At 64.7% G+C, this 14977-nt stretch carries 9 protein-coding genes and 1 pseudogene; 9 read left to right on the forward strand and 1 reads right to left on the reverse strand.

Annotated elements, in window-relative coordinates:
* From ACSS7Z_RS02710 to ACSS7Z_RS02720, 3 genes and pseudogenes are all read left to right on the forward strand, one after another.
* A pseudogene (locus ACSS7Z_RS02710) lies at nucleotides 1-1193 on the forward strand (hypothetical protein); the annotation flags it as partial.
* 118 nt (nucleotides 1194-1311) lie between these two features.
* Nucleotides 1312-2109, forward strand: coding sequence for a DUF5819 family protein (locus ACSS7Z_RS02715; RefSeq protein WP_438252905.1), 798 nt, complete (start codon nucleotides 1312-1314; stop codon nucleotides 2107-2109).
* Complete coding sequence (locus tag ACSS7Z_RS02720; RefSeq protein WP_438252907.1) at nucleotides 2096-3124, forward strand: HTTM domain-containing protein; 1029 nt, start codon at nucleotides 2096-2098, stop codon at nucleotides 3122-3124. Before ACSS7Z_RS02715 ends, ACSS7Z_RS02720 begins: the two co-directional genes overlap by 14 nt.
* Nucleotides 3125-3128: 4 nt before the next feature.
* Here the strand turns inward: ACSS7Z_RS02720 and ACSS7Z_RS02725 are convergent, their stop codons facing one another.
* A complete protein-coding gene (locus ACSS7Z_RS02725; protein WP_438252909.1) occupies nucleotides 3129-3551 on the reverse strand; it encodes an OsmC family protein in 423 nt (140 codons plus the stop codon).
* A gap of 74 nt (nucleotides 3552-3625) precedes the next feature.
* Here ACSS7Z_RS02725 and ACSS7Z_RS02730 point away from each other — a divergent pair, with 74 nt between their 5' ends.
* From ACSS7Z_RS02730 to ACSS7Z_RS02755, 6 genes are all read left to right on the forward strand, one after another.
* Nucleotides 3626-4387 (forward strand): methionine ABC transporter ATP-binding protein, encoded by a 762-nt coding sequence (locus ACSS7Z_RS02730; RefSeq protein WP_438252910.1) that lies wholly within the window; start codon nucleotides 3626-3628, stop codon nucleotides 4385-4387.
* Nucleotides 4387-5058: a methionine ABC transporter permease gene (locus ACSS7Z_RS02735; RefSeq protein WP_438252912.1), complete on the forward strand. Its 672-nt coding sequence runs from the start codon at nucleotides 4387-4389 to the stop codon at nucleotides 5056-5058. Before ACSS7Z_RS02730 ends, ACSS7Z_RS02735 begins: the two co-directional genes overlap by 1 nt.
* Nucleotides 5059-5110: 52 nt before the next feature.
* Nucleotides 5111-5935 (forward strand): MetQ/NlpA family ABC transporter substrate-binding protein, encoded by an 825-nt coding sequence (locus ACSS7Z_RS02740; protein ID WP_438252914.1) that lies wholly within the window; start codon nucleotides 5111-5113, stop codon nucleotides 5933-5935.
* Between the two features lie 174 nt (nucleotides 5936-6109).
* Nucleotides 6110-8170 (forward strand): acyl-CoA dehydrogenase family protein, encoded by a 2061-nt coding sequence (locus ACSS7Z_RS02745; protein WP_438252916.1) that lies wholly within the window; start codon nucleotides 6110-6112, stop codon nucleotides 8168-8170.
* 31 nt (nucleotides 8171-8201) lie between these two features.
* Nucleotides 8202-8771, forward strand: coding sequence for a DNA-3-methyladenine glycosylase I (locus ACSS7Z_RS02750; protein WP_438252918.1), 570 nt, complete (start codon nucleotides 8202-8204; stop codon nucleotides 8769-8771).
* A 162-nt stretch (nucleotides 8772-8933) separates the two neighbouring features.
* The gene (locus ACSS7Z_RS02755; RefSeq protein WP_438252920.1) at nucleotides 8934-14969 is read left to right on the forward strand and encodes an Ig-like domain-containing protein; all 6036 of its coding nucleotides are present in this window, start codon (nucleotides 8934-8936) and stop codon (nucleotides 14967-14969) included.
* Nucleotides 14970-14977 lie beyond the last annotated feature (8 nt).

Here is a 14977-nt window from a genome sequence, read left to right on the forward strand (position 1 = left end):
CGGACGCTGACGCGACCGACGCTGACGCAACCGATGCAGACGCAACGGATGCTGACGCAACGGATGCTGACGCGACTGACGCTGACGCAACTGACGCTGACGCGACCGACGCTGACGCAACGGACGCTGACGCAACGGATGCTGACGCCACGGACGCTGACGCGACCGACGCTGACGCAACCGATGCAGACGCGACTGACGCTGACGCCACGGACGCTGACGCCACGGATGCAGACGCAACCGATGCAGACGCGACCGACGCTGACGCCACGGACGCAGACGCGACCGACGCTGACGCGACCGACGCTGACGCCACCGATGCAGACGCAACGGATGCTGACGCAACGGATGCTGACGCGACTGACGCTGACGCAACGGACGCTGACGCGACCGACGCTGACGCCACGGACGCTGACGCAACGGATGCTGACGCCACGGACGCTGACGCGACCGACGCTGACGCAACCGATGCAGACGCGACTGACGCTGACGCCACGGACGCTGACGCCACGGATGCAGACGCAACCGATGCAGACGCGACCGACGCTGACGCCACGGACGCAGACGCGACCGACGCTGACGCGACCGACGCTGACGCCACGGATGCAGACGCAACCGATGCAGACGCAACGGACGCTGACGCAACGGATGCTGACGCCACGGACGCTGACGCAACCGACGCTGACGCAACCGACGCTGACGCAACCGACGCTGACGCAACCGACGCTGACGCGACCGATGCTGACGCAACGGACGCTGACGCAACGGACGCTGACGCGACCGACGGTGACACCGACGCGGCCGAGCTCGGCATCACAATCACGAACCCCGTGATCGAGCGCGAGCAGACGCAGTCGTCGACTGGTACCGGCTTCGAGCCGGGCGAGGTCGTGACTGGTGTCATGAACTCCGACCCGCTGGCGCTGGGAACCCAGACAGCCAACGCGGCCGGAACGGTCACGTTCACGTGGAAGATTCCTGCTGGCACTGACCTCGGTAACCACACGGTGACCCTTACGGGTGCCGATTCGGGATCAGTGAGCATCGGATTCAAGGTTGTGGCGAAGGGACTGGCTGCCACCGGTTCTGATTCCGGCCCGGCTATTCCGCTGGCTCTGATGCTGATCGCTGCTGGAACCCTGGCGGTTGTCGGGTCCCGACGGATGATCAAGAAGGCACAGGCGTCAAGCTGAGCCTGACCGGTACGATCACTCGTATCGGATGAACGACGGCTGGCGGCCCGGACTCCGGGTCGCCAGCCGCGTTCTCGTCTGCTGAATCAAACATCAAACCAAAACTCAAGGGAGTTCGGTGCATAGCAAGCCTTCGCCTCCGGCGACGCTGAGTAGATCCGCACGAGTGGCCGGAGTCATCGCCACGCTGATTGTCTTCGTGGTCGTAACCGGGACGGCACTGATCTTCACGCCCAGTGGAAACCCGCTACGCAGTGCGGTCCAGTCAGTCGCATTCCCGTACTTCTCGCAGAACTGGCGTGTCTTCGCTCCGAACATCCTCAAGAGCAACCGCACCCTCGAGATCCGTGCCCAGTGGCAGGATGAGAATGGCGAACTGGTCACCTCAGGCTGGGTCTCGATCACTGACATCGAACAGCGAACCGTCATGGGGAATGTTGCCCCGTCGCGAATCGAGAAGAACGGCTGGAACGCTTCGAATACCTATCTGAAGCGTTACTTCGCCTTGGATGACGAGCAGCAAGAGCGCGTCCGTGACACTTTTATTGAGGCCCACGACGGGGGATTCCGGCCGGTCCCGGTCGAGGATCTCATCGCAGACCTCGGCGAGGATGACGGCGACGTCGTCCGGTTCCTGCGCGTCGACTACATGCTCATGCGCTACGCCACGATGTACGCGACCGCTGGCTTTGGCGAAGATATCGAACGCGTGCAGTGGCGGGTCGTCACCGAGCGACCAAACGACTTCACACATCGCTTCGATGACGAGCGGCAGTTTACGCCGACGATCCGCACCTTCGGGTGGCGCCAGTCAAACCTGACCGTCGACCCGAATGTGCTGGAGCAGTACAGTGCGGTCATTAGCCGCTACGGTGCGGTCTCCGCCTTCGAGAGGGCAGCCGATGAAGCTGAGTGAATTGTTCGACCGGTGGTTGCGGTGGCTTACCGGCGCGCAGCACAATCTCCGCAGCTTTGCGGTGCTGCGGATCCTGTTCGGCGTCGGTCTGCTCTTCACCGTCGTCCCGAGCATCGCCGACCGGTCGATGATCTGGGGTGCTGCGTCATTCTGGGTCGATCCTGAAGCGAAGCGTCGGGGATACTTCACGTTCGACCTGCTGCTGCCCAAAGACAACGCGATCCTGTTCGACATCGTCTTCTTCGCACTGATCGCCCTCATCCTGCTTTTCACGATCGGATATCGCACCCGCATCGTCACACCTATATTGTTGATCCTCATCGTCTCTTTGCAGTCGAACAACGGGTTCGTCCTCAACGGCGGTGACACCCTGTATCGCATCACCCTGCTCTTCCTGGTGTTCGCGAACCTGAGCGAGCACTACTCGCTGGACGCGAGACGGCGCAGCCGTCGCCCCGGGTTGCCGTCGCCCCGGCGTTGGGGGATCCCTGCTTACATCTCAAACGCTGCGCACAACACCGCGCTGGTGCTGTGCTGCTTCCAGATCATCGTCGTATACGTCGTCTCCGGTGTCTGGAAGCTCACGGGCGAGGAATGGCTCGGCGGAACGGCGCTGTTCTATGCCCTGCGCATCGACGCCTTCATGGCCTACCCGGCGATCAACGAACTGCTGTGGCAGTCCTCGTTGCTCATCTACATCGCGACTTTCATCGCCCTGTGGGTGCAGACGCTGTTTCCGCTCGCCCTGCTGTGGCGACCGACCCGCATATTCGTTCTCGTATCGCTGATCTTCATGCACCTCGGGATCGCGGTTCTGCTGGGCCTGTGGCCGTTCTCGCTCGCGATGATCGCGCTGGACATGCTGTTCATTCGCGATTCGACGTGGGTATGGGCAGGTCAGTGGCTTCGCGCAACGCGGGTTGGGCAGTTCTTGGAGGAGCGGCTCCGGATGCCGGCGGGCAAGCCGGTAAAAGTAGCGGTGGGCGACCCTTCGACAAGCTCAGGGATCGGTTAGCGGTTCATCGACCGACTGCCGCCCACTCCTCCGCGTGCACAGCGACGGTCGCCGCGCCGCCGATGAGCTTCGACACGGGGCAGCGGGCATGCGCGGCATCCATCACGCGCTGTGCCTCCTCCATCGAAGCGCCCTCCACCGACAGGAACGCATCGACGTGGAACTCGTAGCCCGACCCCTCTGAAGCGTGATGCAGCTCGACCTTGACGCGCACCGCAGTGCGCGACTGGCGAGCAACAACAGCCTGCGCCGTAGCATTCAGGCACGTCGACCAGGCGAGCGCGAGAAGCTGCTCGGGGTTCGTGCCAGCGGGATCACGATCGGGATTCAGCGGCGATGACACGGTCACGGTGAGCCCGTCGGGAATCTGGGCGACCCCATCGCCGCCGTCACGGTTGATTGCCTCGGTCCGGTACTTCATGCTCATATCTCAACTATAGTTGGACGCAGTACACCAACTCTGGGCGATGGGGCCGCGAGCAACGGAAGCGGCAGGCATCGATGGAATCAACGAGCACGACGATCGTCGAGTTCGACGACGTCACCAAAGACTACGGTCGGCGCGGCCAGCATCCGGCCCTCGACAGCATCGCCTTCGCCATCAAACGCGGTGAGATCTTCGGTGTCATCGGCGAGAGCGGCGCGGGCAAGACGACCCTTCTCGAACTCATCAACGGCCTCACCATCGCCGAACGCGGAGAAGTGCGCGTCGACGGCGCACCGGTCGCCGGTCGCACTCGCCGAGAACTACGTGCACTCCGCCGCGATGTCGGCGTCGTCTTCCAAGGCATCCATCTGCTCAGCAGTCGCACGGTGCGCCAGAATGTCGAACTGCCCTTCACGATGTCGAAGACGCGAACAACCCGCGCCGAGCGACGTGCTGCCGTCGACGAGATGCTCGCCTTCGTCGGACTCACCCACCGCGCCGACCATTTCCCCGCCCAACTCAGTGGCGGCGAGAAACAGCGCGTCGGCATCGCCCGCGCACTCATCACCCGTCCGGCCCTGCTGCTGTGCGACGAGCCCACCTCATCACTGGATGCCGCCACCACCGCCGAAGTGCTCAAAGTGCTCCTCGCGGCCCGAGAAAAACTCGGCACGACCATCGTCGTGATCTCGCACGACCTCGATGTCGTCAAAGCGATCTGCGACCGCGCCCTGCTGCTCGAACGCGGCCGCATGCGCGCACTCTTCTCGGTCAACAAGAGCGACCTGAACGCGATGCCCAGCTATTACGAGCAGGTCAAGCGGGAGCTGATGTGATGACCTGGCTCACTGACCTGCTCGCCGAGTACGGCGAAGACATTGCAGAAGCCCTCGCCGAGACCGGATACATGATGATCGTCTCCCTCGCGGCGGCCGTGCTGCTCGGACTCCCGCTCGGGATGCTGGTGTTCCTCACCCAGCGCGGCGGCATCGCCGAGAACCGGCCAATCTGGTCGACGGCGAACATGTACATCAACATCGTCCGCTCCTTTCCGTTCCTGCTCCTGGTGGTCTTCCTCATCCCCTTCACCCGCACGGTGATCGGCACTAGCTTCGGCACCCAAGCCGCAACCCTGCCGCTGTGCTTCGTCGCTGTCGCGATCTACGCGCGTCTGGTCGAGCAGATCCTGCGGGAGATCCCGCCGGGCATCTCCCGCGTCGCCGTGGCCATGGGAGCCACGCTCCCGCAAGCAGTCTGGCGCGTGCTGCTGCCGGAGGCGCGCTCGGGCCTGGTCTACGCACTCACCTCGGCCGCGATCAGCCTGCTGTCGTACTCCACCGTGCTCGGCGTCGTCGGAGGCGGCGGCATCGGCGACTTCGCCATGCGCTACGGCTACCAGGAGTACAACGACGCCCTCATGTACATCACCATCGCGATCATCGTCGTCTGCGTGCTCGCGATCCAAGCGGTCGGCCACCGCACCTCCGAGCGCCTCGACCACCGCTGAGAAACACCCACCACCACGCACTGCACCGCACCTCATATAGAGAGAAGGAATCATGCGAGCTCCTCGCCTCGGCATCCTCGCCGCAACCCTCGGCCTCACCGTCGCACTCGCCGGCTGCACAGCATCCGGAACGACAACCGGCGAAACGGATGCCGCACCCGCCGAACCCACCATCCTCAAAGTCGCGGCCGTCACTGCTCCGATGACCGACGTCGTCGAGGCTGCTGGCGAAGCGATCGATGACGGCTTTGAGATCGAACTCGTCGAGGTGTCTGACTACGTCACCGCGAACACGATCGTCAACGACGGAGAGGCATACGCGAACTTCTCGCAGCACGAGCCGTACATGCAGGAGTTCAACGCCGGCAACGACGGAACCCTCGTCGCTGTGCAGCCGGTCTACAACTTCGTCATCGCGTTCTACTCGAAGACGCTCGCCGACATCGCCGACCTGCCCGACGGCGCCACCGTGGCCGTGCCGAACGACGCCTCGAACCTCGGTCGTGCGCTCAAGCTCCTCGACGCGAACGACGTAATCACCCTGGAAAGCGGTGTCGACCCGTACGCGGCGACGATCGATGACATCGCCGAGAACCCGAAGAACCTTGAGTTCCTCGAGGTGCCGATCAGTTCGCTCAACGCCGCTTATGAAGAGGCCGACCTCGTCTACCAGTGGCCCTCGCACATTTCGGCGCTGGGCCTGAATCCGGAAGATGACGGGCTCATCACCGAGCTCGACGACCGGTTCGCGCTGTACGTCGCCGTGCGCGGTGAGGATGCTGACACTGAAGCCACCGCAGCGCTCAAGGCGGCATTCGCCAGCGATGAGGTGCGCGAGGTCATCGAGTCCAACGGCACCATCGACGTAGCGTTCTAAGCACGCCGGCACAGCGCGCCGACAGCACGCCGAAACAACGCAGACTGTGGCCTGGTGACAACAGCACCGGGGCACAGTCTGCGTTGTCGTTGGAGGACTTGCACAGCCCGCTTGGGTTAGCGTTGGAGGACTCCTACGGTTGAAGCATCCTTACTTCTCTCTGAGGGGAAAACCATGGTCGACGCCGCTGTCCGCACTTCGAAGAACACCGACGCCGCAGACGGCACTCCGCGCATTGATGTCGCGCGCGTCAATGATCTGCTGCTGGGCACCTGGGCCGATACGCGCCGCACCGCCCGCGAGATGATCAAGGACCCGGCCTTCTGGCGCATCGATGATCTCGGCAAGGACGAACACCGCGAGCGCGTGCTCAGCCAGCTGCACCTGCTCGTCGAGAACAAGTCCGTGCACCGCGCTTTTCCGAAGGCTTTCGGCGGCGAAGAGAACAACGGCGCGAACATCTCCGGCTTCGAAGAGCTCGTCGCCGCCGACCCGAGCCTGCAGATCAAGGCCGGCGTGCAATGGGGGCTGTTCGGCTCAGCGATCCACCAGCTCGGTACGGACGAACACCACCGGAAGTGGCTGCCCGGAGTGATGGATCTGTCCATCCCCGGCGCGTTCGCGATGACCGAGATCGGGCACGGATCGGACGTGGCATCCGCCAGCACGACCGCCACCTACGATCCCGAGACCGAAGAGTTCGTCATCAACACTCCGTTCCGCGCAGCGACGAAGGAGTTCCTCGGCAACGCCGCCCTGCACGGCATCGCGGCCACCGTCTTCGCGCAACTGATCACGAACGGTGTCAGCCACGGCGTGCACTGCTTCTACGTGCCGCTGCGCGGCGACGACGGGAACGATCTTCCCGGAATCACCCGTGAGGACGACGGGCTCAAGGGCGGGCTGAACGGCATCGACAACGGCCGGCTCTCGTTCGACAACGTTCGTATCCCGCGTACGAACCTGCTCAACAAGTACGGCGACGTCGCCGTCGACGGCACTTACACGAGCCCGATCGACAGTCCCGGCCGCCGCTTCTTCACGATGCTCGGCACCCTGGTGCAGGGCCGCGTTTCGCTCGATGGCGCGGCGTCGTGGGCATCCGCCCTCGCCCTGCACATCGCCATCACGTATGCGACCCAGCGCCGCCAGTTCGATGGCGCCGACGGGCAGGAGGTCCTGCTGCTCGACTACGGCAAGCACCAGCGCCGCCTGCTGCCCCGCTTGGCTACCACCTACGCGCAGATCTTCGCGCACGACGAGTTCCTGCAGAAGTTCGACGGCGTCTTCTCGGGCCGCACCGACACCCCGGATGACCGCGAAGACCTCGAAACGCTGGCCGCAGCGCTCAAGCCGCTGTCGACCTGGCATGCGCTGGACACCCTGCAGGAGGCCCGCGAAGCCTGTGGCGGTGCCGGGTACATGTTCGAGAACCGTCTCGTCGGCCTCCGGCAGGACCTGGACATCTACGTCACGTTCGAAGGCGACAACAACATCCTGTTGCAGCTGGCCGGCAAGCGGCTACTCACCGATTTCGCCGCGCAGTTCAAGGACAAGGATGCTGCCGCCCTCGCCAAGTATGCGGTCGGGCACACCGCGGGCAAGGTGTTCCACGGCGCGGGCCTTCGCCGCTTCGGCCAGAACATCGCCGACTTCGGATCGACCGCGCGTTCGGTGGAGAACGGGTTGCGCGCTGACCAGCAGCACGAACTGCTCGCCGACCGCGTGCAGCAGATGGTCGCGGACATCGCCGGACGCCTGCGCCCGGCGGGCAAGGACAGGGTCCTCGGCGAGAAGCTCTTCAACGAGAATCAGGCAGACCTCATCGAAGCGGCGCGTGCGCACGGCGAGCTGCTGCAGTGGGAGGCCTTCACGGATGCCGTGAACAGCATCCCCGACGAGGACACCCAACAGGTGCTGACGTGGTTGCGTGACCTGTTCGGTCTGCAACTGATCGAGAAGCACCTCGCCTGGCACATCATCAACGGCCGGCTCTCGACGCAGCGCGCGGCCGCCGTGTCGAGCTACAACGACCGGCTGTGCCTGCGGCTTCGTCCGCACGCGCTCGACCTGGTCGGAGCATTCGGCTACGAGCCCGAGCACGTGCGCGCACCGATCGCGAGCGGTATCGAGCAGCAGCGCCAGGATGAGGCGCGGGCGTACTACGCCGATCTCGAAGCATCCGGCACAGCCCCGATCTCGGAGAAGGCGATGAAGAAGAAGGCGAAGGGCTGACGGCGTCGGAGGCCCGCCATACCCTGGTCTCATGACCTCTCTTCTCACCGGAACTGACGGCCGTGCGCGCTGCGCGTGGGTCGGGGTGGATGCCGAATATGCGCGGTACCACGATGAGGAATGGGGCTTCGCCCTGCACGGTGACCGCGCCCTGTTCGAGAAGATGGCGCTGGAGGGGTTCCAGGCGGGCCTGAGCTGGATCACCATCCTGCGGAAACGCCCGCGGTTTCGCGAGGTGTTCCACGGGTTCGAGCCGGCCGTCGTCGCCGCCTACGACGACGACGATGTGGAACGCTTGATGGCGGATGCTGGAATCATCCGCAACCGCGCCAAGATTCTCGCGACGATCGGCAACGCGCGGCTGGTGACCGACATGGAACCGGGCGAACTCGATGACCTGATGTGGTCGTTCGCCCCGGCCGTGGGCATCCGCCCGCGCTCATTCGCCGACGTCCCGGCGATCACTGCTGAGTCGACCGAGATGAGCAAGACGCTCCGCAAGCGCGGTTTCCGATTCGTCGGCGCGACCACGATGTACGCCCTCATGCAGTCGTCCGGAATGGTCGATGATCACGTCGAAGGGTGCTGGCGCGCTCAGTGACGATGGGCAGTTCTCCCCGCCTGTGCCCGGAGAAACGGCAGTTAGGATGTACCGGTGTGTCGGGGCCCGCTGTGGCCGAACGACCTATCAAGTACACCGGGGGGAATACTGACTATGAAGGCGCTGTCATGGTTGCGCGCGAAACCGAAGACAGCTGCCTCCGTGTCAGCGGTCACGGCCGCGGTCGTCGCCATCGGCACACTCGCCTTCGTCTATGACGGCAATCCCACCACCAAAGTCGACCTGAACGACGGCGGCGTCTGGATCACCAAAACCTCCAGCCTGCTCGTCGGCCATTTCAACCACGAGTCGACGGTCCTCGACGGCGGCCTGCGCAACAGCGGTGAGCAGTTCGACATCCTGCAGGACGAGGAGACCGTACTCGTCGTCGACTCAGGCGACTCCGCGCTCACCTCGGTCGACCCGGCCCGAGTTTCACTCGGCGACAGCACGACCCTGCCCGCGGATGCAAAGGTCGCACTCGGCCACGACACCGCTGCGATTCTTGATCAGAAGTCCGGCGATCTGTGGGTCGTGCCGGTTGCCGGCATCGCCGGGCTGGAGATCCGCGGCAGCGAACCGCTCGTCGAGCTCGGCCCGAACGCCGACGTCGCGGTCGCCCAGGACGGCACCGTGTTCGGGCTGTCCGGCAAACGCGGTGAGGTCGTCACCGTGCCCGTCGACAACGAGGGTGCGCCGCTGGAACCGACCGTTGAATCCGTCGGCGAGATCGGCACATCCGTCACGCCGAGCATCACCGCGGTCGGCAGCACACCGGTGGTACTTGATGCCGCTGAGGGCGCCGTGATGACTCCCGGCGGGTTCCGCACCGAGATCGAGCGCGCAGACGGCGCCGTGCTGCAGATGGCATCAGCACAGACGGATGCTGTGGCCATCGCGACAACGTCGGAACTGTTGAGTGTTCCCCTGGATGGCAGTGAACTGCAGCGGACCAGCACCGGAGCGCAGGGCGCTCCGGCAGTCCCGGTTTCACTGCGCGGCTGCGTCTACGGCGCGTGGGCGGCATCGGGGAAGTTCATCCGCGAGTGCCCCGGTGACGGCAGCGACGTGCTCGCCGATATCCCGGAGGGCACCGAGTCCGCCAGTCTCACCTTCCGCGTGAACCGCGACGTCATCGTGCTCAACGACGCCATCGGCGGCGCAGCCTGGCTCGCAGACGAGAGCCTCCAGCGCATCGACAACTGGAGTGACCTCACGCCTCCGGAGGGCGATACCGAAGAGGATGAGGAATCCACTGAGGAGACCGTCGAGACGACGCTGCCCGAGCGCACCGAGATCAACACCGTTCCGGTCGCCGAAGACGACTCCTACGGCGTGCGTCCTGGCGGTACCGCGCTGCTGCCGGTGCTCGACAACGACAACGACTCGGACGGCGACGTCCTGGTGGCATCCCTCATCCAGGACCAGCCCTCTATCGGCACCGTGCAGCAGATCCAGAACGGCGGTGCGCTGCAGATCGCGGTCGACGAGAACGCGTCGGGCTCAGCCTCCTTCGCCTACGAAGTCGATGACGGCCGCGGCGGAAAAGACACCGCGACCGTCACCCTGAGCGTTCATGATTCGACCAAGAACGGCGCACCGAAACCGAAACGGCAGACCACGCTCGCCGTGGAGAGCGGCGGCACGCTGTCGTACAACATCCTTCCGGACTGGATCGATCCTGACGGCGACGACATCTATCTGAAGGATGTCGTTCCTGCCGAGGGCGATGAGGTCGACTTCACCACGGACGGCCAGATCACCTATCGCGCTGTCGCGAGTCCACAGGGTCGTAAAGAGATCCAGGTGATCGTCGCCGACGGTCAGCAGAAGACCGCCACCAGCACGATCATCCTCGATGTGCGGCCTCCCGGATCGACGGATCCGAAGACGAACGCCGATCACGTGGTGACGCCAATCGGTGAGCAGGTCACCGTCGCGCCCCTCGCGAACGACACCAGCACCAGCCGCGAACCGCTTCGGCTCGCACGCGTGTTGGAGGTGCCCGGCACGACGATCCTTCCCGACTTCGACAACAAGACCTTCACGTTCTCGGCAGATAAAACCGGTGTCTACTACGTGCAGTACCTCGTCACCGCCGGCGCGAAGGGCGGCAAGGGGCTCGTACGCATCGACGTGGTTGATGCCGAAGAGACCGACCTGCCCCCGGTCGCGGTGCGAGATGTCGCACTGCTGCCGACCGGCGGCGATGCGCTCATCGGCGTGCTCAACAACGACTCCGACCCGGCCGGCGGCATCCTCGTCGTGCAGTCGGTCTCCGTGGAGCCGAGCAGCGGCATCTCGGTTTCGGTGCTGAACCACGAAATGCTGCGGATCACCGACCAGGGCACGCTGCAGGATCAGGTCCGCGTCACCTATCGCATATCGAACGGCTCGAAAACGGCCGAGGGTGAAGTCATCGTCATCCCGATCCCCGCGCCAGAGGAGATCCTCGCGCCGGTCGCGAACGACGACAGCGTGCAGGTGCGCGCCGGTGACGTCGTCACCATCCCGGTTCTCGACAACGACACGCACCCCAGCGACGACGCCATGCACGTCTCCCCGGACCTCATCGATCCGCTCATCGACCCGGAGGACGGCGAAGCGTTCGTGTCGCAGGACACCGTCCGGTTCCGCGCCGGCGATGAGCCGAAGACCGTCTACGCGACCTATGAAGTGGTCGACTCCCATCAGAACAAAGCAGCCGGATACATCACCATCCAGATCCTCCCGGTGGATGTCGAGACCAACGCCGCCCCGCGCCCCCGCGATGTCGTGGCGCGAACTCTCAGCGGCAGTACGGTGCACATCCCGATTCCGTTGCACGGCATCGACGAGGACGGCGACTCGGTCGAGCTCATGGGTCCGGCGACCAACCCCACCAAGGGGCGTATTGTCGATGTCGCAGCGGACTACATCACCTATGAGGCACTCGACACGTCCACCGGAGCCGACACCTTCACCTACCGCGTGCGTGACCGCCTCGGCAAGGAAGGCGTCGCTACGATCCGTGTCGGTATCGCCCCGCCCGAGCAGATGAACCAGGCACCCTTCGCGGTGAAGGACGCTGTCGTCGTGCGACCCGGACGCGAAGTGGCGGTACCGGTCACGGAGAACGACTCCGATCCGGAAGGTGACCAGGTCGCGCTGGTCGAAGACGGGCTGCAGCTGCCCGACATCGAGGGCTTATCGGCGCGGGTGTCGGGGGACCGTGTGCTGGTCCAGGTGCCGGATCGTCCCCTGGAGACGTCGTTGCAGTACACGATCCAGGACTCCCGCGGTGCCACGGCATCTGCGGTACTGAGCATCACGGTCAATGAGGACGTGCCGCTGCTGCCGCCGATCGCAGCAGATGATCGGGTGCAGCTCACGGACCTCGAGGAGGATCAGCTGACCGCCGATCTCGACGTCCTCGCCAACGATGAGGATCCGGACGGCACGGTCGAAGAACTGGAACTCGCCGTCGGCGCGGGAGCCACGCTGCTCGACGACGGCAAGGTGCGCGTCACGGTCGGCGAGACCCTCCAGCTCATCCGCTACACGATCACCGATCGTGACGACCTGCAGACATCGGCATTCATCTTTGTTCCTGCGTCGAAGGACCTGCGACCCGACCTGAACCCTGCTGTGGAGCCGATCGAGGTTGTCAGCGGCGAGACGAAGATCGTACCGCTCGCGGACTACGTCACCGTCGCTGGCGGCGGCAGAGTGATGATCACTGAGCACGCCAAAGTGAGCGCGATCCATTCCAACGGCGCCGATCTGGTGCAGGACGCGCACACTCTCGTCTACACGTCCGCCGAGCGGTACTTCGGCCAGGACGTTCTGATGTTCGAGGTCACAGACGGAACGAGCGTGGACGATCCGAACGGTCGCAAGGCAACACTGTCGATTCCCGTCACCGTGCTGCCGCCGGCGAATGAACCGCCGACATTCACCGGGGCCACCGTCACCGTGGCGCCGGGAGAAGAAGCGGTAACGGTCGATCTCGCCGCGCTCACGACTGACCCGGATGAAGACGACACCCACGACTACACACTTGTGCGCAACCCGGGCGACGGTGTATCGGCGAGCATCGAAGGCAGCGTTCTGTCGGTCGAGGCATCGACCGACGCCGATAAGGGAACCGCGCTGACCCTGCCGCTGCGCATCACAGACGGCGAGACCGACCCGATCGAGGGTTCCGTCTCGGTGACGGTTTCGGCGTCGACCAGGCCTATGCCTGCAGCCAACACGGACACGTTCACGCGGGCGGATCAGGGCGAGATGATCTCTGTTCCCGTGCTCGAGAACGACTTCAACCCCTTCCCGGAGACGCCGCTGAAGGTGGTGCGGATCGAGCGGGAATCGGGCGAGGGGGCAATCGCTATCAAGGACGACCGCGTCGAGGTCACCCCGGATGCCAACTTCGTCGGAACCATGGTTGTGAGTTATCGCATCCAGGATGCGACCAAAGATCCCGACCGCGAGGCCGATGGCCAGATCGTGCTGACGGTCCAGGGCGTTCCGGATGCCCCGGGGATCCCGGTCGTAACGAGCGTGCAGGATCGCACCGTGGTGCTGTCGTACTCCGCCCCGTCGAACAACGGCGCAGAGATCGATCACTACACGGTGAAATCGGTCACGGGCAGCCCGTACACGAAGGAGTGCACGTCCACGACGTGCACGCTTTCGGGGCTCACCAACAACGTCGAATACGCCTTCGAGGTCACCGCGACGAACCGGGTCGGAGAGTCGGAGCCGTCGCAGAGCTCCGAGATCGCGCGACCTGATGCGCGCCCGGACACTCCGAACCCGCCGACGCTGGTCTTCGGCGACCGCTCGCTGAAGGTGGCGTGGAAGACGCCGACGACACCGGGGTCGCCGGTGGACAGTTTCACGCTGGAGATTTCGCCCGCACCGCCGTCCGGAATCGTGCAGAAGGTCGTCACCGGCAACTCCGTCGTCTGGGAGGGGCTGGAGAACGGCGCTGACTATGAGGTGAAGGTGCGAGCGCACAACCAGGCGCCCGAGCCGTCGAGTTGGAGCGGCTGGTCGGCATCGGTGATCCCCGCCGGGCCTCCGATGAAACCAGCACAGCCGACCACGGCCGAGCTCACCTCGGTGGGCGACCAGGCGCAGATGCAGATCAACTGGGTCGCGCCCGCTAACAACGGTGATGGCATCGACGGATACCAGTTGGAAATCCGCCGCGGATCGACCGTTGTGAGAACCCACGATGTGGCCGCAGGGACGACCAGTTTCGCAGCCACAGTGGACACCTCCGAGTCCGGGTACACCTACCGGATCCGCGCACAGAACAAGGCCGGCTGGGGCGAGTGGAGCGACCCCTCGGTCGAACGCCGCGGCGTCATCGCCCCGGGCGCACCGACCGCTGTCACCGCGGCTCCCGGCGACAAGTTCATTGACGTCGCATTCACTCCCGGTCCTCGCAACGGCGCCCGCGCCGACGAGATCGTCTATGAGTACCGCCTGAACAGCGGCGCGTGGCAGCGCAACTGGGATGGCACGCGCATCGGCGGCCTGACCAACGGCACCACCTACGCGGTGCAGGTGCGTGGGGTTGCGACCGTGGGCGGAAGCACATACGCGGGAGCGGCATCCGGTTCCGCATCGGCGGTCCCGTACGGCACACCATTCGCGCCCACCGCCGACGCTGTCGGCCACGCGCAGAAGGTGACGCTGTCGTGGAATGCCAACGGCTCCGGGAACGGCCGGCCGATCCAGGTCGATATCAGCATTAACGGCGGCGCGTGGCAGCTCAATGTCGGTAAGACCGGAACCCGCGATGCGGGTAACGACTACGACCAGACCCACGACATTACGGTCCGCGTGACTGATTCGCTGGGCAATGTCGCACCGATCGCCTCGGCAGTGGCCAACACTGCCCCCAAGCCGCCGCCACCGCCGCCCCCGGCTGAGGTGCTCACAGCCGGCAAGGGCGACCCTGTCAACCGAGCCGAGTGCTCGACCTATTCGTGCGCCTACGTCACGCTCACCACCAAGAACTTCCGTAGCTCCGGCAACTATGCGCTGTATTGCGATGACGGTGGAAGGCCTCGTTTCGGCGGAATGACGAAGAATGTTCCGGCGAACGGAACCGTCCAGTTGAGCTGCTTCTACGGCAACCCCGGCAACACAATCCGCGTTTACATCCAGGAGCTTGACCGCTACTCAGAGCCCTTTACCTGGCGCTGATCACGCGA

Source organism: Microbacterium wangyouchuni (genome assembly GCF_051546305.1).
In the GTDB taxonomy this organism is placed as follows: domain Bacteria; phylum Actinomycetota; class Actinomycetes; order Actinomycetales; family Microbacteriaceae; genus Microbacterium.

Coding starts and splice junctions, on each gene's coding strand:
- ACSS7Z_RS02725 (WP_438252909.1), bottom strand. CDS start 3,551: ATGAGCATGAAGTACCGGACCGAGGCAATCAACCGTGACGGCGGCGAT.
- ACSS7Z_RS02735 (WP_438252912.1), top strand. CDS start 4,387: ATGACCTGGCTCACTGACCTGCTCGCCGAGTACGGCGAAGACATTGCA.
- ACSS7Z_RS02730 (WP_438252910.1), top strand. CDS start 3,626: ATGGAATCAACGAGCACGACGATCGTCGAGTTCGACGACGTCACCAAA.
- ACSS7Z_RS02745 (WP_438252916.1), top strand. CDS start 6,110: ATGGTCGACGCCGCTGTCCGCACTTCGAAGAACACCGACGCCGCAGAC.
- ACSS7Z_RS02720 (WP_438252907.1), top strand. CDS start 2,096: ATGAAGCTGAGTGAATTGTTCGACCGGTGGTTGCGGTGGCTTACCGGC.
- ACSS7Z_RS02740 (WP_438252914.1), top strand. CDS start 5,111: ATGCGAGCTCCTCGCCTCGGCATCCTCGCCGCAACCCTCGGCCTCACC.
- ACSS7Z_RS02750 (WP_438252918.1), top strand. CDS start 8,202: ATGACCTCTCTTCTCACCGGAACTGACGGCCGTGCGCGCTGCGCGTGG.